18 protein-coding genes and 1 tRNA gene are annotated in these 25,706 nt (G+C 72.8%); 7 read left to right on the top strand and 12 right to left on the bottom strand.

Annotated elements, in window-relative coordinates; translation table 11 throughout:
• Positions 1–22: 22 nt before the first annotated feature.
• The 12 genes from prfA to argS all read right to left on the bottom strand — a co-directional run bounded on the left by prfA (position 23) and on the right by argS (position 20,321).
• A complete protein-coding gene (gene prfA / locus BFV98_RS24585) occupies positions 23–1,111 on the bottom strand; it encodes a peptide chain release factor 1 (RefSeq protein ID WP_030271787.1) in 1,089 nt (362 codons plus the stop codon).
• Positions 1,112–1,202: 91 nt separating this feature from the next.
• The gene (gene rpmE, locus BFV98_RS24580; protein ID WP_013288272.1) at positions 1,203–1,427 is read right to left on the bottom strand and encodes a 50S ribosomal protein L31; all 225 of its coding nucleotides are present in this window, start codon (positions 1,425–1,427) and stop codon (positions 1,203–1,205) included.
• A gap of 362 nt (positions 1,428–1,789) precedes the next feature.
• Entirely contained in the window at positions 1,790–5,215 is a 3,426-nt protein-coding gene (locus BFV98_RS24575; RefSeq protein ID WP_071097916.1) for a phosphodiester glycosidase family protein, read from the bottom strand.
• 141 nt (positions 5,216–5,356) lie between these two features.
• Positions 5,357–7,450, bottom strand: coding sequence for a transcription termination factor Rho (rho, locus tag BFV98_RS24570; protein ID WP_013475353.1), 2,094 nt, complete (start codon positions 7,448–7,450; stop codon positions 5,357–5,359).
• 337 nt (positions 7,451–7,787) lie between these two features.
• Positions 7,788–8,690: a homoserine kinase gene (gene thrB / locus BFV98_RS24565; protein ID WP_013475352.1), complete on the bottom strand. Its 903-nt coding sequence runs from the start codon at positions 8,688–8,690 to the stop codon at positions 7,788–7,790.
• A 64-nt stretch (positions 8,691–8,754) separates the two neighbouring features.
• A complete protein-coding gene (locus BFV98_RS24560) occupies positions 8,755–9,999 on the bottom strand; it encodes an MFS transporter (RefSeq protein ID WP_013288276.1) in 1,245 nt (414 codons plus the stop codon).
• A 9-nt stretch (positions 10,000–10,008) separates the two neighbouring features.
• The gene (locus BFV98_RS24555; protein WP_013475351.1) at positions 10,009–10,830 is read right to left on the bottom strand and encodes a polysaccharide deacetylase family protein; all 822 of its coding nucleotides are present in this window, start codon (positions 10,828–10,830) and stop codon (positions 10,009–10,011) included.
• A gap of 117 nt (positions 10,831–10,947) precedes the next feature.
• Positions 10,948–14,193 carry an efflux RND transporter permease subunit gene (locus tag BFV98_RS24550; protein WP_071097914.1) on the bottom strand — a complete coding sequence of 1,082 codons (3,246 nt, stop codon included), beginning with the start codon at positions 14,191–14,193 and terminating at the stop codon, positions 10,948–10,950.
• Between the two features lie 607 nt (positions 14,194–14,800).
• On the bottom strand, positions 14,801–15,850 hold the full coding sequence (gene thrC / locus BFV98_RS24545) for a threonine synthase (RefSeq protein WP_013288279.1): 1,050 nt from the start codon (positions 15,848–15,850) through the stop codon (positions 14,801–14,803).
• Positions 15,851–15,962: 112 nt separating this feature from the next.
• On the bottom strand, positions 15,963–17,267 hold the full coding sequence (locus BFV98_RS24540; protein WP_013288280.1) for a homoserine dehydrogenase: 1,305 nt from the start codon (positions 17,265–17,267) through the stop codon (positions 15,963–15,965).
• Positions 17,264–18,649 carry a diaminopimelate decarboxylase gene (gene lysA, locus BFV98_RS24535; protein ID WP_013288281.1) on the bottom strand — a complete coding sequence of 462 codons (1,386 nt, stop codon included), beginning with the start codon at positions 18,647–18,649 and terminating at the stop codon, positions 17,264–17,266. The genes BFV98_RS24540 and lysA overlap by 4 nt, the downstream gene beginning before the upstream one ends.
• A 4-nt stretch (positions 18,650–18,653) precedes the next feature.
• Positions 18,654–20,321 (bottom strand): arginine--tRNA ligase, encoded by a 1,668-nt coding sequence (gene argS, locus BFV98_RS24530; RefSeq protein ID WP_013288282.1) that lies wholly within the window; start codon positions 20,319–20,321, stop codon positions 18,654–18,656.
• 98 nt (positions 20,322–20,419) lie between these two features.
• Here argS and BFV98_RS24525 point away from each other — a divergent pair, with 98 nt between their 5' ends.
• From BFV98_RS24525 to BFV98_RS24495, 7 genes are all read left to right on the top strand, one after another.
• On the top strand, positions 20,420–21,256 hold the full coding sequence (locus tag BFV98_RS24525) for a DUF3105 domain-containing protein (RefSeq protein ID WP_013288283.1): 837 nt from the start codon (positions 20,420–20,422) through the stop codon (positions 21,254–21,256).
• Between the two features lie 10 nt (positions 21,257–21,266).
• Complete coding sequence (locus BFV98_RS24520; RefSeq protein ID WP_030271799.1) at positions 21,267–21,941, top strand: DUF305 domain-containing protein; 675 nt, start codon at positions 21,267–21,269, stop codon at positions 21,939–21,941.
• Positions 21,942–22,361: 420 nt separating this feature from the next.
• The gene (locus tag BFV98_RS24515; RefSeq protein WP_026267749.1) at positions 22,362–23,057 is read left to right on the top strand and encodes a winged helix-turn-helix domain-containing protein; all 696 of its coding nucleotides are present in this window, start codon (positions 22,362–22,364) and stop codon (positions 23,055–23,057) included.
• Positions 23,058–23,133: 76 nt separating this feature from the next.
• A tRNA-Arg gene (locus tag BFV98_RS24510) sits at positions 23,134–23,205 on the top strand.
• A 166-nt stretch (positions 23,206–23,371) separates the two neighbouring features.
• A complete protein-coding gene (locus BFV98_RS24505) occupies positions 23,372–23,767 on the top strand; it encodes a GntR family transcriptional regulator (RefSeq protein WP_047892028.1) in 396 nt (131 codons plus the stop codon).
• Entirely contained in the window at positions 23,764–24,663 is a 900-nt protein-coding gene (locus BFV98_RS24500; protein WP_071097913.1) for an ABC transporter ATP-binding protein, read from the top strand. The genes BFV98_RS24505 and BFV98_RS24500 overlap by 4 nt, the downstream gene beginning before the upstream one ends.
• Complete coding sequence (locus BFV98_RS24495; RefSeq protein WP_071097911.1) at positions 24,660–25,631, top strand: ABC transporter permease subunit; 972 nt, start codon at positions 24,660–24,662, stop codon at positions 25,629–25,631. The genes BFV98_RS24500 and BFV98_RS24495 overlap by 4 nt, the downstream gene beginning before the upstream one ends.
• Positions 25,632–25,706 lie beyond the last annotated feature (75 nt).

Genomic DNA, 25,706 nt, shown 5'->3' with positions numbered 1-25,706 from the left:
CCCCGCTTAACACCCCCGGCGGTCAGCGGCGGGACAGCTCGGTCTCGCCGGCCAGCCGGGCCGCGCGGTCCGCCTCGGCCAGCGCGTCGAGCACCCCGTCCAGTTCGCCGGCCAGCGCCAGGTCCAGGTTGTACGCGGTGTAGCCGATGCGGTGGTCGGTGATCCGGTTCTGCGGGAAGTTGTAGGTGCGGATCCGCTCGGACCGGTCCACGGTCCGGACCTGCGCCTTGCGGGCGTCCGACGCCGCCGCGTCCGCCTGCTCCTGGGCGGCGGCCAGCAGCCGGGCGCGCAGGATGCGCATGGCCTGCTCCCGGTTCTGCAACTGCGACTTCTCGTTCTGGCAGGAGACCACGATGCCGGTCGGCACGTGGGTGATCCGTACCGCCGAGTCGGTGGTGTTCACCGACTGCCCACCGGGGCCGGACGAGCGGAACACGTCGATGCGCAGCTCGTTCGGGTCGATGGTGACGTCCACGTCCTCCGCCTCGGGCAGCACCAGCACGCCGGCGGCGCTGGTGTGGATCCGCCCCTGCGACTCGGTGACCGGGACGCGCTGCACCCGGTGCACGCCGCCCTCCCACTTGAGCCGGGACCAGACGCCGTTGCCGCCCTCCGGGACGCCCTTGCTCTTGATCGCCAGGGAGACGTCCTTGACGCCGCCGAGGTCGGAGTCCTGCGCGTCGATCACCTCGGTGACCCAGCCGTGCCGCTCGGCGTACCGGGTGTACATCCGCAGCAGGTCACCGGCGAACAGCGCGGACTCCTCGCCACCCTCGCCGGCCTTGATCTCGACGATCACGTCCTTGGCGTCGTGCGGGTCGCGCGGGATGAGCAGTTCCGCGAGCCGTTCCTCAAGGGCCGGCAGGGAGGCGGCGATGGTGTCCGCCTCGACGGCGAACGTCGCGTCCTCGGCGGCCAGTTCCCGGGCGGCGGCCAGGTCGGCGCGGGCCTGCTCCAGCTCACCGGCCGCCTTGTGCAGCGGGACCAGTTCGGCGTACCGACGGCCGACCCGCCGGGCGGCGCCCTGGTCGGCGTGGATGGCCGGGTCGGCCAGCCGCCGCTCCAGCTCGGCGTACTCGTCGAGGAGGGCGGCCAGGCGCTCACTGCTCATGCTGCGGATGCTCCTTGGGGGAGATGAAACCGGCGCAAACGGACGAACGCCCGTGCCCGGCAGGAGCCGGACACGGGCGTCGTCGACGGAGCTACTTGGCCTTCTTGGCCTGAACCTTGGCGTACTTCTGCTGGAACTTCGCGACCCGGCCGGCGGTGTCCAGCACGCGCTGCTTACCGGTGTAGAACGGGTGGCAGGCGCTGCAGGTCTCGACGCTGATGGCGCCGCCCTTGGCGGTGCTGCGGGTCGTGAACGTGTTGCCGCAGGAGCAGCGGACCTCGGTGGTCACGTACTCCGGGTGGATGTTGGGCTTCATGTCGCCTCGGTCCTTTCGTCGGTGGTCGCCGGGTCGCCGTCGGTGCGCCCCGTCGTCACGACGGGCTCGGGCGTGAACCGGAACCGGTGGCCGATTGACCAGTCTGCCACGGGCATCTTCCACCCGGCACAGGAGGTCCGCCACCCCCAACGCCGGCCCACCCGTCAGCATTCCCACCCCCACCCCACCCACTCCCCCACCTGCCCGGGGCGCCGGGCCGACCCGGGCCCGATCTGCCCCGGCGATCATGAAGTTAGCGGCATTTCCTGTCGCTTTTGTCCAGGTCAACTTCATGATCACCGAGGCGAGAGCCAGGTGGGCGAAGGCCGGGGCGGGGCGGGGGGCGGGGGCAGGACCGGGGGTTACGGGGTGGTGGTCACCTGGGCCTCGGCCTTCACTCCGTTCACCGTCACAGTCAGCTGGACCTGGGCGCCGGGGCGCAGGGCGGTCAGTTTTCCGGTCAGCGGGTCGAATCGGGCGGCGTGCCAGGGACGTACGCCCGCGGCGCCGCCGATGTGCAGGTTCGGCGACCCGGACCAGTCGGCGCTGACCGGCGCGGCGACCGGCACCAGCCGGCCGCTGGGCTGGGTGAGCGTGGCCGTGACGTCGGCCGGCGTACGCCGGGACACCTGCGCGGGTGCGGTCAGCGCGAGCCGGTCGACGTGCGCGTGCATCTCCGCGCTCACCCACCGCGGTCCCTCGGCCAGCGGGTCACGGCGGGCCCGCTCGGCCTCCCCCGGCGTCACCGGGTCCACCCCGAACTCGGTCCACCCGGTGAACCCGCCGAGCGCCGCCGGGGTGGACGGGTCCTTGCCCGAGTTGCCGTTGATCACGTACGGCACGCCGTCCACCCGGTCGGCGTGGAACGTGCCGACGTGGCCGTTGACCATCAGCGCGCCCTTGCCGGTGCGGTGCTGGAAGTCGGCCAGCCACTGCTCGACCAGTGCCGCCTCCTTGCGGTCGCCGAGCTGGCTGGCCTTGGCCGGGCTCGGGTCGCGCGGCGGGTGGTGGAAGAACACCGCTACCGAACCGACCGAGCGGTCGGCGGCGGCCTGATCGAGCGTCCGGCGCAGCAGCTCCACCTGGTCGAACCCGCCGCCGCGCAACGAGCCGGTGGCGGTGCTCAGCGTGAGGAAACGGGTGCCCCGGTGGTCGAAGACGCGCGAGGTGTCCCCGAAGACGCTCCGGAAGTTGTCGATCGGCGCGCCCATGATCTCGTGGTTGCCGGGCACGTAGTGGTACGGCACCTCGCCGCCCAGTTCCTCGTCCAGGATGCGTTTGGCCAGGGCGAAGTCCGCCGGGTAGGCGGTGTCCACGAAGTCACCGTTGATGATCAGGAAGTCCGGCCGGGCGGCGCGGACCTCGCGCAGCGTACGGCGGGCCTGGGCGACCAGGTCGCTGTCCGGGTTCGCGGCGACGAACTGGGCGTCGGAGAGCACCGCGAAGCGCCAGGGCGCGCCGTCCACAGTGCCGTCACGCACCACCACCCGGTCGGTGCGGTTCGGCTCCGGCGGCGCCTGCACGTCCGGCGGCACCCGCGCCACCAGGTCGTCGATCACGACCTCGCTGCGGTACTGCTCGGCCGGGTCGGTCTCGGCCACGTAGAACCGGCGCACCCGCACCGGGTACTGCACGCCCGGCGGTACGGCGAACTCGACGTACTTCCAGCCGGTCCAGTCCAGGTACGGGCCGCGCAGCACGAACTGGGTGTCCTGCGCGTCGTGGAGGTGCAGGCTGGGCCACTCGCCGGTGCCGTTCGCCTTGATCCACATGCCGAACGCCTGCGGCTGGCCGGGTACGTCGATCCAGGCGGGCGGGTCGGCGTACGCGGCTCGCGTTCCGGTGGACTGGCTGAAGTCGTACGACATCCGCAGCCCGCCCCCGGTGTGCCCGTCGGCCGGTGCGACCGACCCGGAGGCGCGGGCCTGGCTGAACTTCCAGGACGCCGCGTCGTCGAACCCGGCCACCGGCACGTCGGTCAGCCCGACGGTCACCGGCAGGACCGTGGTGCGGTTGCCGACCCGCGCGGTGACCAGCGCCGAGCCGGTCGCGGCGAGCGCCGTGACGGACAGGTTGCCGTCGGCGGTGGGGGTGACGGAGAGCAGGTCGCTGTCGTACTCCAGCCTCAGGTCGGCCGGCTCGATCGGCGCGGTGTTGCCCTCGGCGTCGTAGCCGACGACGCCGAACAGGCCGCTGTCGCCAGCCCGGTCCAGGCCGACCCGGTCGACGGTGCCGTCGATGCGCGCGAGCGGGCCGAGCACCGTCAGCTCGATCGCGCCCCGGGCGCGGCCGCGGGCGGCGGTGACGGTGCTGCGGCCGGGGACGGCGGCCCGAAACACGCCGTCGCCGTCGACCCGTCCGTGGGTGGCGTGCCAGCGCGGCTCGCCGGCGGCCGGGCCGTACGTCTCGTCGTATCCGGCGGCGGTGAGCCGACGGGTGAGGCCGGGGAAGACCCGGTCCGGCCGGCCGCCGCGCACCGGCGCGACACCGGGTGCGGCGGTCGGGTCGCTGGCGGTCTCCAGCCAGTAGCCGGTGAGCCGGCCGCTGCCCTTCGGCGCGTAGACGGCGAGCCCGTTGGGCACCGGCCGCTCGCTGCCGTCGGACGGACTGTTCTCCACCTGGACCGTGGCCGCGCCCGGCTCCCGGGCGAGCAGCGTGGAGGAGCCGCCGCCGTCGAGGTTGAGCGCGTTCGCGGCGCCCAGCTCGGCCATCATGCGGCCCATCTCGGTCTGGGTGACGCCCCGGCTGTCCACCTGCCGGCCGTCCACGGTCAGCATGATCATCTTGCGGCCGTCGGCGGAGAAGCCGACAGCGGTCCGCGGGGCCAGCGACGCGTCGGCGATGCTCTGCACCACGCCGTCGCGGACCAGCACGTTGCCGCCGCCCACGGCGGCGCGCAGGTCACCGCCGTCGGAGGCACGCGGCCGCCAGGTCAGGTCCACCGCGTCGCCGGGACGCAGCGCGGCGAGCGCGTCGGCGCCGGCCTCGCGGCCGAGCAGCACGGTGCTGCCAGCCGGGATCGGCCCCTCGCCCGCCGTGGTGGCGACGCTCGCCACCCGGCCGCCGGTCAGCGTCACCTCGACCGTCCGGGCCGCGCCCTCCACGGCCCGCTTGCGGGTGTACGAGCCCCAGAGCGGCGTGAACACTCCGACGCCGTCGCGCTGCACCATGTTGTTGAACTGGGTGAGCGGCACCGGCCCGGCGGGCAGCGTCGCGGTGCCCTCGAAGCCGACCTGGACGACCCGGCCGATGCCCTGGGCGCTGATCCCGACGGCGTTGGGGTGCCCGGCGACTGGCGACTGCACCAGTTCGCCGGAGCGGACGCCGACGCCCTGGGCGGCTCCGGAGTTGTTGATGTCGAAGAAGTCGCCGTTCACCGCCGCGACGGCACGGGACCGGTCCACCGCGGCGCGCAGCGGCTCGTCCTTGGTGACCTCGCCGGAGTTCACGTAGTCGACTGTCAGCCCGCCGGCCAGGTCGGCGGTGAGGGCGTCGGCGCGCAGCCAGCCGGCCGCGTCGTACCTGTCGAAGGAGGTCAGGTCGAGGCCGGGCGCGACCGGCCGGGTGGTCTTGGCGGTCTCCAGGCCGCCGGCCGGTTCCACACCGGCCAGCGCGACGGCGGAGTCGGGGCGGGACGAGGCGCGTGGCGCGTCCTCGGCGGCGGTGCCCGGCGGCGCGACGGCCGACGGCGCTGCAGTGGCGGCGGACGGTGCCGGCGCGGTGAGGGTCAGCAACGGCGTCAGCAGCAGGACGCCGGCGAGGCGGGCGGGTCGACTGCGGGTTCGCATGGACGACAGTCAACCCGACGATGAACAGAAGTTTCAATACCTAGCGGCTTAACCGTAGAAAAACTTCACGACCTCCGACCCGGTACGCGACGAGGGGCACGGCCGATGCGGCCGTGCCCCTCGTTCGTCGGATCCGTCAGCTCACTCGCCCGGAGTGGACTTCGCGATCTGCATCAGGAACTCGATGTTGGTGCGGGACTGCTTGAGCCGGTCCAGCAGGAGGTCGAGCGCCGCCTGCGAGTCCAGCGAGTGCAGCACCTTGCGGAGCTTGTGGATGATCGCCAGCTCCTCCGGCGCGAGCAGGACCTCCTCCTTGCGGGTGCCGGAGGGGTTGATGTCGATCGCCGGGAAGACCCGCTTGTCGGCGATCTTCCGGTCCAGCTTCAGCTCGGCGTTACCCGTGCCCTTGAACTCCTCGAAGATGACCGTGTCCGCCATGGACCCGGTCTCCACCAGCGCGGTGGCGAGAATGGTCAGCGAACCGCCGTTCTCGATGTTGCGCGCCGCGCCGAGGAAGCGCTTGGGCGGGTAGAGCGCGGTGGAGTCGATACCACCCGACATGATCCGGCCGCTGGCCGGTGCCGCCAGGTTGTACGACCGCCCGAGCCGGGTCACCGAGTCGAGCAGCACGACCACGTCGTGGCCCAGCTCGACCAGGCGCTTCGCCCGCTCGATCGCCAGCTCCGCCACCGTGGTGTGGTCCTGCGGCGGACGGTCGAACGTGGCCGCGATGACCTCGCCCTTCACCGACCGCTGCATGTCGGTGACCTCTTCCGGCCGCTCGTCGACCAGCACCACCATCAGGTGGCACTCCGGGTTGTTGCGGGTGATCGCGTTCGCGATCGCCTGCAGCACCATCGTCTTACCGGCCTTCGGCGGCGACACGATGAGCGCCCGCTGGCCCTTGCCGATCGGCATGACCAGGTCGATCACCCGGGTGGTGAGGATGTGCGGCTCGGTCTCCAGCCGCAGGCGCTCCTGCGGGTAGAGCGGCGTGAGCTTGTAGAACTCCGGCCGGCGCTTCGCCTCGTCCGGCTCCATCCCGTTGATGGTGTCCAGCCGGACCAGCGGGTTGTACTTGTCGCGCCGCTGCTCGCCGTCCCGTGCGGCCCGCACGGCGCCGGTGATCGCGTCACCGCGGCGCAGGCCGTACTTCTTGATCTGGGACATCGAGACGTACACGTCGTTCGGGCCGGCCAGGTAGCCGGTGGTCCGGACGAAGGCGTAGTTGTCGAGCACGTCGATGATGCCGGCGACCGGGACGAGCACGTCGTCCTCGCCGACCTGCGGCTCGCGACCGCCACCGCTCTCGCCTTCGCCCCGCTCGCCGCGGCCGCGACGACGGTCCCGGAACCGGCTGCGCCGGCCCCGCCGGCCGCCGCCCTCGCCGTCGTCGTCGCCGTCGTTGTCCCGCTCGGCGCGCTGACCACGGTCGTTGCGGTCACCCCGGTCGTTGCGGTCGCCGCCCCGGTCACCGCGCTCGTTCCGGTCGTTGCGCTCGGCGCGCTCGCCCCGCTCGTTGCGGTCGCCACGCTCGGCCCGGTCGCCACGCTCGGCACGGTCACCACGCTCGGCACGGTCACCACGGTCGTTGCGCTCACCGCGCTCGGCCCGATCACCGCCGCGCTCGCCACGGTCGGCCCGCTCGCCGCCACGCTCGGCCCGGTCACCGCCGCGCTCGCCGCGCTCACGGCCCCGGCCCTCGTTGCGCTCACCGCGCTCGGCCCGGTCACCGCCACGCTCGGCGCGCTCACCGGTCTCGGCGGGCGCCTCCTCGGCGCGCGTCGTCTCGGCCGGACGCGCCTCGGTCGCCGGCGCCTCGGCCGGTCGCGCCTCGGTGGTCGCGGCGGCGGCCCGGCTGCGGCGACCACGGGTACGACCCTCGGTCACCTCGGCGGCCGGCGCCTGCTCGGCGGGGCGTGCCTCGGCCCGCTCCTCACGGACCTCCGCGTGCACCTCCTCACGGGCGGGAGCGGACGCAGCCGCCACCTCGGCTCGCGGTCGAGGGGTTCCGGCCGCGCCGCCCTGCTGCCGCTCGGTGATGGCACTGATCAGCTCGCCCTTGCGCATGCGAGCGGTACCAGAGATGCCGAGCGACGCGGCCAGGCTCTGCAGCTCCGGCAGCAGCATCGCCGACAGACCGGTGCCGCTCCGCCGGCGGCGCGTGGGGGCGGCGGTGGTGGCATCGCCAGCGACGTTGGAAACATCCGACGTCACGTCGGTGGTGTCGCTCAATGGATTCCTTCCCTCGATAGGCCGGGGCTGCCCGGAGTCGTGGAACCAGGTGGCCGGGCGGCCTCGGTGCACCCGCCTCGCATGGACGCGTCGCGGGAGTCTGTGACACAGCAGCCGGTGGTTTCCCAACTCACCACCATCGGTGAGCAGGTCTCGCCGTCTGCGGCGACCTGTGGAAACTGCGGTGCGGCGTGGGCCTTGAGCAGGGGTGACGGGCTACCGCCGAGAGCTTCGGGGGTGCGCCGAACCGCAGGAAGATCGCATGCTTCGCGGCTGTGCTAGGTCTAGAGCGTAATCGCCTCGTCCGACCTGCGGCAACAGGGCCCCGCTCGGCGTGTCAAAGTCTACCCCGGATGACCCGGGCACCGCTGACATCTATCGGCAACTCCCACCGGCGCCAATCTGTTCCCGCCTGGAATCCCGCCGGGACCTCGGAGAGCGCCAGCACCGTCGGCCCCGCCCCACTGACCACAGCCGCCACACCCGCCGCACGCAGCTCACCGACGAGCGCCGCCGTGGCGGGCATCCCCGGTGCCCGCTGCTCCTGGTGCAGCCGGTCGACGGTGGCCGGCAGCAGCAGCGCGGGATCAGCGGTCAGCGCGTGCACCAGCAGGGCCGCCCGGCCCGCGTTCGACGCCGCGTCGGCGTGCGGCACGGTGGCGGGCAGCGCCGCCCGGGCCACCGAGGTCAGGCCGCGCTCGGCGGGCACGAACACGGTCGGGCGCACGGCCGGCGCCACCGGCAGCGAGACCGCCCGCGCACCGCCCGGTTCGGTCCAGGCGATGGTGAAGCCGCCGAGCAGACAGGGAGCGACGTTGTCCGGGTGCCCCTCCAGCTCGGCCGCCAGTCGCAGCGCGGCGTCGTCGTCCATCCGCCGGTCGCCGTCGGCCACCAGCGCACGGGCCGCCAGCACCCCGGCCACGATCGCCGCCGACGACGAGCCGAGCCCTCGGGCCTGCGGGATGCGGTTGACGCACTCCAGCGCCAGGCCGGCCGGCTGCGCACCGAGCGCGTCGAAGGTGGCCCGCATGGCGGTGACGATCAGGTGCCGCTCGTCCGACGGCAGCTCGCCGGCGCCCTCCCCGGTGACCGACACCCGTACGCCGCCGTCTGTCACCTCGGCCGTGACGTCGTCGTGGCGGCCGAGGGCCAGCCCGAGCGCGTCGAAGCCGGGGCCCAGGTTGGCGCTGGTCGCGGGCACCCGGACCCGCACCGGGCCGGGGGTGAATGTGGTCGGCACCGGCTCATGCTAGGACGTCACCCCGACAACCCGGCCGGACCGCCCGGAGCGTGGGACCGGCGTGTCAGGCGGCGCGCTCGGGGGCCGGCGCGTCGACCGGGTCGGTGAGCGAGAGCCGCCGGGTGGCGAACCGCCAGCCGATCGCGTACACGACGGTGACCAGGCCGCAGCCGGCCAGCACGGTGCGCTCGTCCACCCGGTCCACCACGAGCGCCACCACGAGCTGGCTCACCGCGATGGCGAGCGTCGCCAGCATCATGTCGGTGGCGAAGACCCGGCCGCGCAGCCGGTCCGGCACCTCGCCCTGCAACGCGTAGTTGGACAGCACCCAGTTGCTGCCGCCGCCCAGGTGGGCCAGGAACACCAGGACAAGCACCAGCGGGAACCAGGTCACCACCGAGGCGCCCAGGTAGGCCAGGCCGTACAACGACATGGACAGTGCCAGGCCGGTGAGCAGCCAGGCCCTGTTGCTCAGCACCCGGCGCATCATGATCGGGCCGACCAGGGCTCCGGCGCCGCGGGCGGCGAAGAGCAGCCCGGCGCCGACCGCGCCCACCCCGTACACCCCGGCGAGCAGCGGGAAGACGGTGAGCACGCCGTTGCCCAGGCCGACCGCCGACTTGACCGTTACCAGCGCCAGCACGCGCGGGCGGTGGGCGATGTAGCGCAGCGCCTCGCGGATCGCCGCCCAGGTGCGCGGCACCGTCGCCGCCGGGTCGCGCGGCGCCTGCAACGGCCGGCGGATCAGCGCGGCCAGGCCCGCGGCGGCGACCAGGCCGACTGCCGCCACCCAGAAGCTGGCGTACGGGCCCGCGACGGCGCTCAGGATGCCGCCGAGCGAGGCCCCGACCACAGTCATCGTGCCCCACGCCGAGCCGGCGACCGCGTTGCCCGCGGCCAGGTCCTCCGGGTCGACCACGTTCGGCAGCGCGGCCTGGGCAGCGGGCGAGTAGAACGCCTTCGCCACCGCCACCAGCGCGATCGCCGCCAGCGCCAGCCAGGCCGTGCCGGCGCTGCGCACGCCGAGCAGCAGCAGCACACCGGCCAGCGCGCCCACGTTCGCCACCATCATCACCTTGCGGCGGTCGAACCGGTCGGCGATCGTTCCGGCGTACGGGAGCAGCAACGCGGTCGTGCCGGTGTCCACCGCCAGCACCAGCGCGCCCCAGACACCGCTGCCGGTCAGGTCGGGCAGCAGCACCAGCAACGGCACCATGACGAACCAGTCCGCGCCGAAGACCACCAGCTCGGCGAGGAACAGATGGCGGAAGTCGCGGTTGCGGACGAGGACCGAGAGGGTGGGTGACACGCGGGCACCCTACCGGGCCGCCCCGGGCGCGGCAGCGCGGCGCAGCAGGTCGGAGACCGTGACGAAGGTGTATCCCCGGGCCCGCAGACCGCCGATCATGTCGGGCAGGCCGCGGAGCGCGACGAGCCGGCCGTCGTTGCCGACGTCGTGGCCGAGCACTATCGTGCCGGGGCGCACGTCGGCGACGATGCGCCGGGCGTGCCCGGCCGGGTCGTGCGGGAACTCGCTCTCGACCATCTGGAGCGTCCAGAGGACCAGGCGGTAGCCCAGCCGGGCCGACGCGTACAGCACCGAACCGCCGAGGTGCCCCCAGGGCGGGCGGAGCAGCCGGGGCGCCGAGCCGGTGGCCGCCGTGATCGCGTCGTGGCTGCGGCGCAGGTCGTCGTAGACCGTCGCGGCGTCCATCCGGGCCAGGTCGCGGTGCGCCCAGCTGTGGTTGCCGACCTCGTGGGCGTCCATCCGGCCGCGGACCAGCGCGGCGTGCTCGCGGGCCCGCTCACCGACCAGGAAGAAGGTGGCCGGCACCCGGTGCTCGGCGAGCGTGTCGAGCACCATCGGGGTCCACTGTGGGCGGGGACCGTCGTCGAAGGTGAGCGCCACCAGGGGCTCTTCGGTGCGTACCCCCCAGACGACCTGCACCCCGCCGGTGCCGACGTCCTGATGGCGGTTGCCGAGCGTGGCGCTCGCCGGGCCGCCCGCGATCGGGAGCCTCCGATCGGCCACCCAGGTGCTCTCGGCGGTCGCGACGGCGCCGACCACGGCCCCGCCGAGCAGCAGCGCGGAGCGGCGCAGCACGGTACGCCGGTCCCACCGGCCCGCTCCCCCCGCCATCGCACCCCCGAACCGAAAGTAGGCAGCAGCTCACTGAGCGTACCGCCCGGCGCGGTTCGGGTGTGTCCCGCACGCCGAGGTGCCGGGAGGGGCCCGCGCGGGGCCCCTCCCGGTCCGTCACTCGGTCGGCGGGAGCGGCGACTGGCGGCTCTTGGGCAGGCGGAGCACCTCGAACTGGTCGGTGCCGTCGACCAGCGCGCCCGACGGGCGGGCCGGCGGCGGCGCCACCACGCCCCGTTCCTCGGCGCGCTCCCCGCCGCCGACCGCCACCGGCACCGGGTCCGGCTCCGGCTGCGGCTCGACCGGCTCGGAAGCGCCGCCCCGCCGCCGGTTCCGGAACGAGCCCTTGGTGTGCTCGACCATCGTGTAGAGCGTCGGCACCAGCACCAGCGTCAGCAGCGTCGAGCTGAGCAGGCCGCCGATCACCACGATCGCCAGCGGCTTGGAGATGAAGCCGCCCTCGCCGGTCAGGCCGAGCGCCATCGGCAGCAACGCGAAGATGGTGGCGACGGCGGTCATCAGGATGGGCCGCAGGCGGCGCCGGCCGCCCTCCACCACGGCCTCGGTCACGTCCATGCCCTGGGCCCGGTACTGATTGATCAGGTCGAGCAGCACGATCGCGTTCGTCACCACGATGCCGACGAGCATGAGCACGCCGATCAGCGCCGGCACACCCAGCGGCGTACCGGTGACCAGCAGCAGCCCGATCGCGCCGGTCGCGGCGAACGGCACCGAGATCAGCAGGATCAGCGCCTGGGTCAGGCTGCGGAACGTCGCCACCATGATCAGGAACACGATCGCGATGGCGGCCAGCACCGCGAGGCCGAGGTCCGCGAACGCGTCGGCCTGGTCGGCGCTGACGCCGCCGATCACGTACGTGGCGCCCGGCACGTCCAGCGCGTCCAGCCGCTTCTGCAGCTCCTGCGTGGTGGCGCCGAGGTTCGAGCCGGTCGCCGTACCGGTGACCGAGACGCTGCGCTCCCCGTCGATCCGGGTCACCTGCTGCGGGCCGTCGACCTGCTCGACGTCCGCGATCGCGTCCAGCGGCACCGCGCCGACCCGCAGCGCCCGCAGCTCGTCGACGGTCAGCGGCGGCCGGGCACCGCTGCTCAGCACCACGCTCTGCGCCGTACCGTCGAGCGTCACCTGCCCGAGCGGCGCTCCCCGGTACGTCTGCGCGACGAGCTGCCCGACGGCCGCCTCGGTGAGACCCGCGCGGGCCGCGGCCACCCGGTCCACAGTCACCTCGACGCGCGGCACCTGGGTGGCCAGGCTGCTGGTGACGTCCTCCACGCCCGGCGTGCCGGCCATCGCGCCCCGTACCGCCTCGGCTGCCCGCGTCAGCGTCTCCTGGTCGGCGGCCTGCACGACCACCTCGACCTGGTTGGCGGAGGCGTTCTGCCCGCCGCCGAACGTCAACTCGCCGACCTCCGGGCCGAGCGCGTCGAACTCCTTGCGCAGGCCCTGCCGTACCGCCGCGGCGTCGGTGTCGTCGGAGAGCGACAGCGACCAGGTGGCCTGGTCACTGCCGCCGCCGGCGAACGGGTTGTCCCCACCGCCGGCGCTGACCTGGTAGGTCTCCACCCCCGGGGTACGCCGCAGCACCTCCTCGACCCGGGCGGCGGCCCGGTCGGTGCCGGCGAGCGAGGTGCCGGCCGGCATCTCCTGCCGGATGGCGAGCGTGTCCTGGCCGGAGTCGTCCAGGAAGTTCGTCTCCAGCTTCTGCGCCAGGCCGAACGTGCCCAGGAGCACCAGCAGGCCCAGGCCCACAGTGGCCCAGCGGGTCTTCCGCGAGCGGGTGGCGAAGTCGATCACCGGCAGGTACGCCCGCTGCAACGGGTTGCGCAGCTCCTTCTCCTCGGCGGCGCGCCGGGCGGCGGCGTCGTCCGCACCGCCCCGCGGCCGCAGGAACCAGTACGCCAGCACCGGGATGACGGTCAGCGACACCAGCAGCGAGGCGAGCAGCGCCACCGTCACGGTGATCGCGAACGGGGCGAACAGCTGCCCGACGAAGCCGCCCACCAGGGCGATCGGCGCGAACACGGCGACAGTGGTGAGCGTGGACGCGGTCACCGCGCCGGCCACCTCGCGTACCGCGGTGAGGATCGCGTCCCGCTTCGGTTCGCCGTACTCCAGATGGCGTTTGATGTTCTCCAGCACCACGATGGAGTCGTCCACCACCCGCCCGACCGCGATGGTCAACGCGCCGAGGGTGAGCAGGTTCAGCGAGTAGTCGCCGGACCAGAGCACGATCAGCGCGACCAGCACCGACAGCGGGATGGACACCGCGGTGACCACCGTGGAACGCACCGACAGCAGGAACACCAGGATCACCACGACCGCCATGACCAGGCCGAGCAGGCCCTCGGTGGTCAGGCTCTCGATCGACCGCTCGACGAACGGCGCCTGGTCGAAGACCACGGTCAGCTCGGCGCCCGCGGCGTCACCCAGCTCGTCCAGCCGGTCCCGGATGTCGTGCGAGATGTCGACCGCGTTGCCGTCCGGCGCGGCGGTCACCGCAATGCCGAGGCTGGGCTTGCCGTTGGTCCGGGTCAGCGAGGTGGCGGGGGCGAGCTGCTGCTCCACGGCGGCCACGTCGCCGAGGCGTACCGGGGCGGCGGGAGCCGTGGTCAGCACGATGCCGCGCAGGTCGTCGATGGTCCGGATCGGCGTGCCCACCTGCACCGGCAGCGACCTGTCGCCGTCGGCGAGCGCACCGGCCGGCACGGCCACGCCGTTGCTCTTGAGCGCCGACGCGATGGCGGTCGGCGCCACCTTGGCGGCGGCCAGCTTCGCCGGGTCCGGCGTGATCGTCACGACCTGGTTGCGGGCGCCGGTGACGTCCACCGAGCGGACGCCGTCCAGCGCCTCCAGCTCCGGTACGACGGCGTTGCGCAGCTTCTCCGCCAGCGCCCGCTCGTCGCCGTCACCGGTCGCGGCGACCACCACTGCGGGCAGGTCGTCGGTGCTACCGGCGATCACCTGCGGGTCGACGCCCTCGGGGAGCTGGGAGTCGATCCGGTTGAGCGCGGTCTCCATCTTGTTGACCACGTCGTCCAGGTCGGTGCCGAACTCGTACTGCACCTGGACCGTGGCCGCGCCCTCGCGCGAGGTCGAGGTGACCTTGTCGAGGCCCGGGATGCCCTGGAGGCTGTTCTCGATCGGCTCGGCGACCTGGGATTCCACGATCTCCGGCGCGGCGCCCGGGTACGTCGCCACGATGAACGCGGCGGGGAACTCCAGCGACGGCAGGAGCTGCTGCTTCAGCGACGGCACGGCGAACAGGCCGAAGGCCGTGGTCACCAACGCGACGAGGGCGATCAGCCCCCGGTTGGCGAGGCTGAATCTGGCGAGCAGCGACATCGGCGTTACTCACTCCTGAAGAGGTGTCCGGCGGGGGTGTCTGAGTCTGCCGCACGCCCCGACACTCCCGGCATCCGCCCCAGCCGATGACACTTCCGCGCTCGGGGGTCGCCCGTGCCCGCCTTGATCGACACCAGCTCGCCGAAGTGGCTGCATCCCACCCACTCCGACCCCGCCACCTCCCCGAGCTGGTGTCGATCAAGCACGAAGCCGGGAGCGCGGACGCGCGAGGCGGGCGGGGATGCCCTCCGTCGGGCCGACCCGGCCTCACCCGGTCCTTCGGGTGTGGCCACCCCGTCCCACCTAGACCGGCCGCCTGCCCGAGTACCTCACCCCGCTCTTGATCCACTCCACCTCGCCGAAGTGGCGGCATTCCACCCACCCTGATACCGCCACCACCCCGAACTGGAGTGGATCAAGACGGGGGATGCCACCACCTCCCCGAGCTGGTGCAGATCGGGGGATGCCGCCACCTCCCCCAAGTGAGGTCCGGCAGAGGAAGCGCGGAGGCCCGCGAGGTCCAGCGGAGTGCGTCGCCCGAGGCACCCCGGACGGAGGTGTGAATCGGGGCCGGGCAAGGCCCGGGGAAGCCGCGGGGACGGAGCGATCAGACCAGGTCGAGCGAGCGGGCGGCGGCCAGCGCGTCGTTGGCGATGGTCACCGGGGCCGGTGCGGTGGAGATGGCCCACTCCGGGTCCTTCAGGCCGTGCCCGGTGACCGTGCAGACCACCCGCGACCCGGCCGGCACCCGCCCGGCCTCGGCCTGCTGGAGCAGACCGGCGACGCTGGCCGCGCTACCCAGCTCGACGAAGGCGCCCACCTCGCGGGCCAGCAGCCGGTACGCCGACAGGATCTCCCGGTCGGTGACCGCCGAGATCAGGCCGTCGGAGGCGTCCCGCGCGTCGATGGCCTTCGTCCAGCTCGCCGGGTTGCCGATCCGGATGGCGGTGGCGATCGTCGACGGCTCCGGCACCACCTGACCGGTGACGATGGGAGCGGCGCCGGCCGCCTGGAAGCCGTACATCCGGGGGGCCTTCGTGGCGTTGCCGTCGCGCAGGTCCTCGGAGTAGCCCATCCAGTACGCGGTGATGTTGCCGGCGTTGCCGACCGGCAGGCAGTGGATGTCGGGCGCGTCGCCGAGCGCCTCGACGATCTCGAAGGCGGCTGTCTTCTGGCCGTGCAGCCGGTCGATGTTGACGGAGTTGACCAGCGCGACCGGGTAGTCCTGGGCGAGCTTGCCGGCGAGCCCGAGGCAGTCGTCGAAGTTGCCCTGCACCTGGAGCAGCTTCGCGCCGTGCACGAGCGCCTGGGCCAGCTTGCCCAGCGCGATCTTGCCCTGCGGCACCAGAACCGCGCAGGTGATCCCGGCGCGGGCCGCGTACGCGGCGGCGGATGCGCTGGTGTTGCCGGTGGAGGCGCAGATGATCGCCTTGTCACCGGCCTCGACGGCCTTGGAGACCGCGACAGTCATGCCGCGGTCCTTGAACGAGCCGGTCGGGTTGGCGCCCTCGACCTTGAGCCACACGTCCGCGCCGACCCGGGCGGAGAGCACCGGTGCCGGCAGCAGCGGCGTGTTGCCCTCGTGCAGGGTGACGACGGGAGTCGCCCCGGTGACCGGCAGCCGATCCCGGTACGCCTCGATCAGTCCCCGCCACATGTCGTGCTCCTCGCCTCCGTCGCCCCGCTCCGGGGCCTGTCACCAGCGTGGACCAGCCTGCTCGGCCGGCCACCGGCACACCCTGCTCTAACCATCAGGCGGGACGCGCGGGTTACGCGCCACCCTCCACCCGCAGCACACTCGTCACCGAACGGACGATGTCGAGTCCGCGCAGCTCACCGACGGTGGCCGCGAGCGCGGCGTCCGGCGCGACGTGGGTGACGATGACCAGTTCGGCGTCCCCGCCTGCCGGACCCTGCCGGACGGTGGCGATGGACACCTCGTGCCGGGCGAAGACGCCTGCCACCCCGGCCAGCACGCCCGGCCGGTCGGCCACGTCGAGGCTGATGTGGTAGCGGGTGAGCGCCTCGCCCATCGGGCGCACCGGCAGGTCCGCGTACGCCGACTCGCTCGCCGCGTGCACCCCGGCGAGGCGGTTGCGGGCCACCGCCACCACGTCGCCGAGCACCGCACTGGCGGTGGGCGCGCCACCGGCGCCCCGGCCGTAGAACATGAGCTGCCCGGCGGCGTCGGCCTCGACGAAGACCGCGTTGAACGCGTCGCCGACGCTCGCGAGCGGATGCGTCAGCGGGATCATCGCCGGGTGCACCCGGACGTTGACGGTCTCCCGGCCCTCCGCGTCGACGCCCCGGGCCGCGATGCAGAGCAGTTTGATCGTGCAGCCCATGGCCTTGGCGCTGGCCACGTCGGCGGCGGTCACCTCGGTGATGCCCTCGCGGTGCACGTCGGCGGCGGTCACCCGGGTGTGGAACGCCAGCGAGGCGAGGATGGCGGCCTTGGCGGCGGCGTCGAAGCCCTCCACGTCGGCAGTCGGATCGGCCTCGGCGTACCCCAGCTCGGTGGCCTCCTCCAGCGCCTCGGCGAACCCGGCGCCGGTGGCGTCCATGGCGGAGAGGATGAAGTTCGTGGTGCCGTTCACGATGCCGGTGACCCGGGTGATCCGGTCGCCGTGCAGCGACTCGCGCAGCGGGCGCAGCAGCGGGATTGCCCCGGCGACGCTCGCCTCGTAGTAGAGGTCGGCGCCACCCTCGGCGGCGGCGTCGTGCAGGGCCGCGCCGTCCTCGGCGAGCAGCGCCTTGTTGGCGGTGACCACGCTCTTGCCGGCGCGCAGCGCCTCGACCAGCCAGCCGCGGGCCGGCTCGATGCCGCCGACCACCTCGACCACCACGTCCACGTCGTCGCGCTTGATCAGCCCGAGCGCGTCGGTGGTGAACAGCGCCGGGTCGACCGGCAGGTCGCCGCGGTCACGGCCGATCCGGCGTACGGCGATCCCGGCGATCTCCAGCGGGGCGCCGATCCGGGCGGCGAGGTCTTCCGACTGCTCGTGCAGCAGCCGGACCACGTCGCTGCCGACAGTGCCGCAGCCGAGCAGCGCCAAGCGAACCGGTGAGGTCATCCCACATCCAATGCCAGCAGGTCGTCTTCGGTCTCCCGGCGGACGATCAGCCGCGCCCGACCTTCGCGGACGGCGACGACCGGGGGCCGCGGGACATGGTTGTAGTTGCTCGCCATGCTCCGGCAGTAGGCCCCGGTGCCGGGCACCGCGACAAGATCTCCGGGCTGCACGTCAGCGGGCAGGAATTCATCCTTCACCACGATGTCCCCGGACTCACAATGCTTTCCCACCACGCGGGCGAGCATCGGCTGCGCGGTTGACGTGCGGTTCGCCAGCGTGGCCGAGTACGAGGCGTCGTAGAGCGCGGTACGGATGTTGTCACTCATCCCCCCGTCCACGCTCACGTAGGTCCGCAGGCCGTCCACATCTTTCACGGTCCCGGCCTGATAGAGCGTGAACACCGCCGGGCCGACGATCGCGCGGCCCGGCTCGACGGACAGATGCGGCACGGCCAGGTTCTCCGCCGCGCACTCCCCGTCCACGATCTTGCGCAGCCGCTTCGCCAGGTCGTGCGGCGACGCCGGGTCGTCCTGCGTGGTGTACGCGATGCCGAAGCCGCCGCCCAGGTCCAGCTCGGGCAGCTCCACGCCGCGGGCGTCGCGGATCTGCGACTGGAGGGCGAGCACCCGGCGGGCGGACACCTCGAAGCCGCTGGCGTCGAAGATCTGCGAGCCGATGTGCGAGTGCAGGCCGCGCAGCTCCAGCACGTCCTCGTCGAGGATCTTGAACGCGGCCGCCGCGGCGGCCCCGCCCGCGAGGGAGAAGCCGAACTTCTGGTCCTCGTGGGCGGTGGCGATGAACTCGTGGGTGTGCGCCTCCACCCCGACGGTGACCCGGACCAGCACCTTGGGGCGTACCCCGCGCTCGCGGGCCAGCTCGGAGAGCCGGTCGATCTCGGTGAACGAGTCGACGATGATCCGGCCCACCCCGGCGTCGACCGCCCGGGTCAGCTCCGCCACCGACTTGTTGTTGCCGTGGAAGCCGATCCGCTCGGGCGGCATCCCGGCCGACAGCGCGGTGGCCAGCTCGCCGCCGGTGCAGACGTCGAGGAACATGCCCTCCTCGGCGATCATCCGGACCACGGCGCGGCACAGGAACGCCTTGCCGGCGTAGTAGACGTCCGCGTCCGGGAAGGCCGCCCGGAACTCGCGGCAGCGCTCGCGCAGGTCGTCCTCGTCCAGCACGTACGCCGGGGTGCCGTACTCCGCGGCCAGGCCGCGGACGTCCAGGCCCGCGACTGTGAGCGCGCCGCCGGAGCCGCGCGCCACGTTGCGCGGCCACAGTTGCGGCACCAGGGCGTTGACGTCGACCGGGGTACGCAGCCAGGCAGGCCCTCGGGTACCGATCTCGCCGTGCAGTGCGCCTGCCTCGTGAGCCCGCATGTCGCTACATCCGCTCCGGCGCGGACACCCCGAGCAGGTGCAGGCCGTTGGCGATGACCACCCGGGTGGCGTCGTTGAGCCAGAGCCGCGCCCGGTGGGTGTCGGTGATCTCCTCGTCGCCCTGCGGGGCGATCCGGCAGTTGTCGTAGAACCGGTGGTACGCCTGCGCGACGCTCTCCTCCAGGTAGCGGGCCACCCGGTGCGGCTCGCGCAGCTCGGCGGCGGTGGCCACCACCGCGGGGAACTCCGCGAGCGCCTTGAGCAGCTCGTTCTCCTTGTCGTGGCCGAGCAGCTCCGGCTGGAACGCGGCGGCGTCACCCCGGGTCAGCCCGATCTCGGCCGCGTTGCGGGCCACCCCGGCGGTACGGGCCGCGACGTACTGCACGTAGTAGACCGGGTTGTCGTTCTTGGCCCGGGTCCACAGCTCCACGTCGATGTCGATGGGCGAGTCGGCCGAGTAGCGGGCCAGCGCGTACCGGGCCGCGTCCACACCGATCGCGTCGACCAGGTCCTCCAGCGTGACCACGGTGCCGGCCCGCTTGCTCATCCGCACCGGGGCGCCGTCGCGGACCAGGTTGACCAGCTGGCCGATGAGGATCTCCAGGTTGCGCGCCGGGTCGTCGCCGAAGCACGCGGACATCGCCTTCATCCGGCCGATGTAGCCGTGGTGGTCGGCGCCCAGCATGATCACGACCCGGTCGAAGCCGCGCTCCCGCTTGTTCAGGTAGTAGGCGCAGTCGGCGGCGAAGTACGTCCACTCGCCGTTGGACTTGCGCAGCACCCGGTCCTTGTCGTCGCCGAACTCGGTGGTGCGCAGCCAGGTCGCGCCCTCGGACTCGAAGACGTGCCCCTGCTCCCGCAGCCGGTCCAGCGCCGCGTCCAGCGCACCCCCGTCGTGCAGGTCCTTCTCGTTGAAGTAGGTGTCGAACTCCACACCGAAGTCGCGCAGCGAGGACTTGATCTCGGCGAACATCAACTGGACGCCCTCGTTCCGGAACACCTCCTGGGCGGCGTCCTCGGGGAGGTCGAGCACGTCCGGCCGCAGCCGGACCACCTCGGCGGCGATCTCCGCGATGTACGCGCCGCCGTAGCCGTCCTCCGGCGCGGGCTCACCCTTGGCGGCGGCCAGCAGCGAGCGGGCGAACCGGTCGATCTGCGAGCCGGCGTCGTTGAAGTAGTACTCCGTGCCCACGTCGGCGCCGGTGGCGCGGAGCAGGCGGCTGAGCGCGTCGCCGACGGCCGCCCAGCGGACCCCGCCGATGTGCACCGGGCCGGTCGGGTTCGCCGAGACGAACTCCAGGTTGATCCGCTGGCCGGCGAGCGTGTCGCTGCGCCCGTACGCCGGACCGGCCTCAACGATGACCTTGGCGAGCTGACCGGCGGCGGCCGCGTCGAGGCGGACGTTCAGGAAGCCGGGCCCGGCGATCTCCACCGACTTGATCCCCGGCGCCTTGGCCAGTTCGTCGGCCAGCGCGGTCGCCAGCTCCCGCGGGGGTACGCCCACCTTCTTGCTGAGCTGGAGCGCCAGCGTCGAGGCGTAGTCACCGTGATCGGGATTACGGGGTCGCTCGACGGTGGTCTGCGCGGGCAGCGCGGCGCGGTCCAGTCCCCGCTCGTCGAAGACGGCGTGGGCTGCGGCGAGGACGACCTCGGCGAGTTCTGCGGGAGTCACCGAACCATGTTATCGGGGGTAGACTCGGGCACCGCGGAGGCGACCCAGCATGTGAACCGGCCCCGCGCTCCCCTGACCGACCGACCTGACGAGGCACGATGAGCATCAGCACCCCGGGCGGCCCGGAGCGCCGTCCCACCGTGGTCAGCACCGGCAAGAAGCCGGCCGCCGGCCGGCCCGCGGCTGCCGACAAGCCCGCCGCGAAGGCCGGCTCGGGCAAGGCCGGGGGCGGCAAGGGCACGCCACGGCAGGGCGCCGGGGGCAAGGGCCGCAAGCCGGTCACCCCGGTGAAGGTGAGCCAGGGCCGCTCCTGGGGCCCGATCGCCCTCTTCGTCGCGGTCGGCGTACTGGCCGTGGGCATCATCGGCGTCGGCGCCTGGGCGGTCTACCAGGGCGGCCAGCCGTGGCAGAAGCGCGCCGAGGCGATCGACGGCATCGTCGACTACCGCGCGAAGGACAAGGACCTGGTCAAGGGCGGCAACCACCAGCCCGGCGCGATCAAGTACGACATCACCCCGCCGGTCGGCGGCCCGCACAACCAGGCGTGGCAGAACTGCATGGGTGACGTCTACGACGCCCCGATCGCCAACGAGCACGCGGTGCACAGCCTGGAGCACGGCACGGTCTGGATCACCTACCGCCCGGACCTGCCCGCCGACCAGGTGGAGAAGCTCCGCAGCAAGGTGCAGGGCAAGGAGAAGCTGATGCTCAGCCCGTTCGAGGGGCTGGACAAGCCGATCTCGCTCCAGGCCTGGGGCTACCAGCTCAAGGTCGACAACGCCGACGACGGCCGGATCGACGACTTCATCAAGACCCTGCGGGTGAACGCCTCCATCGAGGGCCCGAACGCGCTCTGCGACCAGGGCGTCACCGCCACCGGCACCACCCCGCGCGACAACCTCCAGAACACCATGCCCCAGCAGCCCACCCAGTAAGGACGCCGCGATGACCGCTCCGGTGACCACCGACAGCGAGACCGACGAGGCTCCGGCCGCCGACCAGGGCGGCCGGGGCGCGGTGCGCCGTTACGGCCTGCTGGCCGTGGCCGCCGCCCTCGTGGTCGGGCTGGTCCTCGGGTACGCGGGCGGCCTGCTCACCCCGACGCTCACCCGTCCGGGTGAGAACTCGGCGGAGGCCGGGTTCGCCCGGGACATGACCGCCCACCACAACCAGGCCGTCGCGATGGGTCTGCTGGCGTTCGGCCAGGGCCAGGACCCGGAGGTACGCCAGGTCGGCGTGGACATCGCCACCGGCCAGCAGGGCGAGATCGGCACCATGCAGACCTGGCTGCGCTCCTGGAAGCTGGACCCGACCGGTGACCAGGCCCCGATGGCGTGGATGAAGGACGGCGGCGGGTTGGTCAAGAACGGCCTGATGCCGGGCATGGCGACGCCGGAGGAGATGGCGAAGCTGCGCGCGGCGAGCGGCCGCGAGTTCGACGTGCTCTTCCTCCAGATGATGATCCGCCACCACATCGGTGGGGTGCACATGATCGACGGCATCCTCGACGAGGGGCACGACGACGACGTGCTGGCGGTCGCCCAGACGATGAAGAACACCCAGCAGAACGACCTGACCAACCTGGGCGCGGCGCTGAAGCGCCTGGGCGGCACCCCGTAACACCCGCCCCACCCGATCCACCGAGGCCCGGTCTCCCTCCCAGGGGCACCGGGCCTCACCGTCTCCGCGCTCCCTCACCCCCGTCCCCGCACCCGCCCCCGCCCCGCCGCGCCGCGCCGCCCCGGCGATCTTGCAGTTGCTGCCCCGGTGATGCCGGATTCACCCCGTTATCGGAGGGCGGCAAGTGCAAGATCGCGTGGGCGAGGGCGACGGCGTGGTCGCGCCAGGAGATCTTGGTACGGAAGGGCCCTCAGGAGGGCCGTTTCGTACCAAGATCTCGAACTCGGGAGCCTCAGGGCTGCCCGGAATGTTCTGTATGGGTGTTTGTAACGGTTTGGGGTTAACGGGTCATTGTGGAGGTTGGAGAGTTTTCTACCCACATATCGTGACCAGTTGCGATTCGGGCTCGTTGCCCAAGACGTGGGGGTTGCACTCAGAGACGCAGGGCGGTCGGTGACCAGCTGGTGCCGACGCCACACCATCGGCGGTGACGGAGCGGTGGCAGCCGTCCGTCGCGGACTGCGGCAGGGCGAGCCGGGAACGCTCAGCCGCGAACAGGAACTCGAACTCATCGACGTGCTCCGGGGGGTCCACCCCGACGAGTTCGGCCTCGACGAGGAGCTCTGGACACGACAGAGCCTGACCGCCCTCATCGAGCGCCGGTTCGGGCTGGCGATGGACGCCGGCACCGTCGGGGCGTACCTCCGGGCCTGGGGTCTGGGGCCGCGCGAGCCGCGCGAGCGGGCCTGCGGCCTGTGCGTCGGCGCGGTCGAGCGCTGGGTACGCAGCGAGTACCCGGCGATCACGCGGGCGGCCCAGGAGCACGCCGCGGAGGTCTACTGGATCGGCCGGGTACGCCTGCGCGGCACCATGCCCGCCGCCGATGTGGTGTCGGCGGTCTCCTCGCGGGGACGGGTGCGGTTCATGGTCACGACGCCGTCGGTGGATCCGCCACTGCCCCGGGACTTCGTGCTGCGGCTCAGCGGCGCCGAGGAACGCACCGTGCACCTGATCGTGGACGGCTCGTGGCCGCGCAACGAGTGGCCCCGCCGGCTGCCCCGCCGGGTCGTGCTGCACCCGCTGCCGAGCTGCGGTCGCGCCGTCGCCGCCGCCTGATCCGACGAAGATCGACTCGCGGGGGTACCGATTCGGTGATCCGGGAGGGGGTTTGCTACTCTTCTCGGGTCGCTGAGCCCCCGTAGCTCAGGGGATAGAGCACCGCCCTCCGGAGGCGGGAGCGCAGGTTCGAATCCTGCCGGGGGCACACTTGCTAAGAAATCGCACCAAGAGACCTTCACGAGCCCGACAGCCGCCCTGGCTGCCGGGCTCGTTCCGTTTCCGGGCGATCCCTCGGCAGGCCGGGCGCGCCGGCTCCCTTGACCACCGATCCACTGCTTTACTACGTTACTAGTAAAGCAGTGAGGAGCACCGTGTTCGTCTTCCGGCTCGACACCCACTCCGGCGTGCCGCCGTACCTGCAACTCGTCCAGCAGGTCCGGCAGGCGGTGCTGCTGGGCTTCCTCCAGCCCGGTGACCGCCTCCCGCTCATCCGCGAGGTGGTCGAGGACCTGGCGATCAACCCGAACACCGTCGCCAAGGCGTACCGGCAGATGGAGCAGGAGAACCTGGTCACCGGCCGGCCCGGCCAGGGCACGTTCGTCAACGCACAGCAGTCGGCCGTGATGTCGGCGTCGACGTACACGTCGCTGCGCCGCGGCCTGGAGACCTGGTTGCGCCGCGCCTACGCGGCCGGCCTCGACGAACAGGCGGTCGACGCGCTCTTCACCTCCGTCCGCCAGCAGACGAGGAACGAGGACGTGGCGTGACAGCGACCGGGTTCGCGCTGCGCACCGACGGTGCGGGCAAGCGGTACCGGAAGGGCTGGGCGCTGCGTGACTGCACCCTGGCGCTGCCGGCGGGCGGCGTGATCGCCCTGGTCGGGCCGAACGGCGCGGGCAAGACCACGCTGCTGCGCCTGGTCGTCGGGTTGCTGGCACCGAGCACCGGCACGGTGGAGGTCCTCGGCCGGGACGTCACTGCGAGCAGCCCGCAGACGCTGTCCCGGATCGGGTTCCTGGCCCAGGACCACCCGCTGTACAAGCGCTTCACAGTCGCCGAGATGCTCCGCTTCGGCCGGGCCTGCAACCTCCGCTTCGACCAGGCGTTGGCCGAGCGCCGGCTGGCGAAGCTGGGCATCCCGCTCGACCGCAGGGCCGGCACGCTCTCCGGCGGGCAGCAGGCCCAGGTCGCGTTGGCCCTGGCGCTGGCGAAGCGGCCGGACCTGCTCGTCCTCGACGAGCCGGTGGCCAGCCTCGACCCGCTGGCCCGGCACGAGTTCCTCCAGGTCCTCATGGGCGCGGTGGCCGAGGGCGGGGTGACCGTCCTGTTCTCCTCCCACGTCGTGCACGAGCTGGAGCGCGTCTGCGACCACCTGGTCGTGCTCAACCAGGGCCGGGTCACGCTCACCGGTGACATCGACACCCTCCTCGCCGAGCACCGGCTGCTCGTCGGCCCGCGCACGGCCGACGACCTCGACCGGGCCGGCACCGTCGTGGAGGCCGTCCACAGCGACAGGCACACGACCCTGCTGGTACGTGACGGCGGGCTCCCGGCCGCGCCCGGATGGCAGGCCCAGCCGGTCGCGCTGGAGGATCTGGTGCTGGCATACCTGCGCCGGCCGTCCGAGCCGGGCGCCGCGGTCACCTCGGGGGTGCCGGCGTGACGTGGTTGATCTGGCGCCAGCACCGGACCGAGGTCTGCGTCCTGGGTCTGCTCGTCGGCGTGTTCGGCGTCGCCCTGCTCGTTCTCGGGGCGCAGGCCCACGACCTGTTCCCCGGCGGTCCCGCCCGGTGCGCGGGACAGGCCGGCGTCGACACGGCCTGCACGGCCTCCTTCCGCCGGCTCGACGAGAGGTACGGGTACGTCGAGAACCTCCTGGCGGCCTTCTACCTGGTCCCCGTCGTCATCGGCGCGTTCCTCGGCGCACCGCTGCTGGCGCGCGAACTGGAGGACGGCACCTGGCAGCTCGCCTGGACGCAGGCCGTGCCGCGGATGCGCTGGCTGGCGGCAAAGCTCGCGGCACTGGCCGGCGTCACCGTCGCGCTCACCGGGGTGTTCACAGCGGTGCTCACCTGGTTCCGTCAGCCGTTCGACGCGTGGGAGGGGCGGTTCCAGTACGACGCCTTCGACCTGGAGGGGCTCGTCCCGGTGGCGTACGCGTTGTTCGCGTTCGGCGTGGCCACCGCCGCGGGGGCGATCCTGCGGCGCAGCCTGCCCGCGTTCGGCGTCGCGTTCGGGGCGTTCCTCGCCGCCCGGATGTCGGTGGGGCTGTTGGCCCGTCCCGCGTACGCCACGCCGCTCACCACCATGGAGCCGGTCCCCGCCGGCGGTTCGACGGACCGGGCGGGGCACCTGCCGGGCGTCGCCGACTGGGTGATCGAGCGCGGCTACGCCGACGCCACCGGGCGGCGGCTGAGCGGAGTCGAGTACGCCGAGCTGACGGACGCCGCCGACCGGGCCGGCACCAACCTCAACCAGTTCCTGCACGCGCGCGGCGTCCAGCAGTTCGGGGTCTACCACCCGGCGGACCGGTTCTGGACGTTCCAGCTCATCGAGACGGCAGTGTTCGTCACCGTCGCGGCGATCCTGGTCGGTGTGGTGGTGTGGCGGGTCCGGCGCCGCGTCATCTAGCGGCCGGCACCGGAGATCCGGAGCCGCCCTCACCTTTGTCCCCCGATTCGGGGATGAGCAGGTCGTGAGCTGGCT

Source organism: Micromonospora sp. WMMB235 (assembly GCF_001855515.1).
Taxonomy (GTDB): domain Bacteria; phylum Actinomycetota; class Actinomycetes; order Mycobacteriales; family Micromonosporaceae; genus Micromonospora; species Micromonospora aurantiaca.
Note: the sequence above shows the minus strand (reverse complement) of the source record. Positions and strands in the feature narration are given on the sequence as shown.

What these genes read in the sequence shown, in the direction of transcription:
- BFV98_RS24550 (WP_071097914.1), bottom strand. Translation starts at nt 14,193, where the DNA reads ATGTCGCTGCTCGCCAGATTCAGCCTCGCCAACCGGGGGCTGATCGCC.
- BFV98_RS24525 (WP_013288283.1), top strand. Translation starts at nt 20,420, where the DNA reads ATGAGCATCAGCACCCCGGGCGGCCCGGAGCGCCGTCCCACCGTGGTC.
- BFV98_RS24540 (WP_013288280.1), bottom strand. Translation starts at nt 17,267, where the DNA reads ATGACCTCACCGGTTCGCTTGGCGCTGCTCGGCTGCGGCACTGTCGGC.
- rpmE (WP_013288272.1), bottom strand. Translation starts at nt 1,427, where the DNA reads ATGAAGCCCAACATCCACCCGGAGTACGTGACCACCGAGGTCCGCTGC.
- BFV98_RS24520 (WP_030271799.1), top strand. Translation starts at nt 21,267, where the DNA reads ATGACCGCTCCGGTGACCACCGACAGCGAGACCGACGAGGCTCCGGCC.
- lysA (WP_013288281.1), bottom strand. Translation starts at nt 18,649, where the DNA reads ATGCGGGCTCACGAGGCAGGCGCACTGCACGGCGAGATCGGTACCCGA.
- prfA (WP_030271787.1), bottom strand. Translation starts at nt 1,111, where the DNA reads ATGAGCAGTGAGCGCCTGGCCGCCCTCCTCGACGAGTACGCCGAGCTG.
- BFV98_RS24555 (WP_013475351.1), bottom strand. Translation starts at nt 10,830, where the DNA reads ATGGCGGGGGGAGCGGGCCGGTGGGACCGGCGTACCGTGCTGCGCCGC.
- BFV98_RS24575 (WP_071097916.1), bottom strand. Translation starts at nt 5,215, where the DNA reads ATGCGAACCCGCAGTCGACCCGCCCGCCTCGCCGGCGTCCTGCTGCTG.
- thrC (WP_013288279.1), bottom strand. Translation starts at nt 15,850, where the DNA reads ATGTGGCGGGGACTGATCGAGGCGTACCGGGATCGGCTGCCGGTCACC.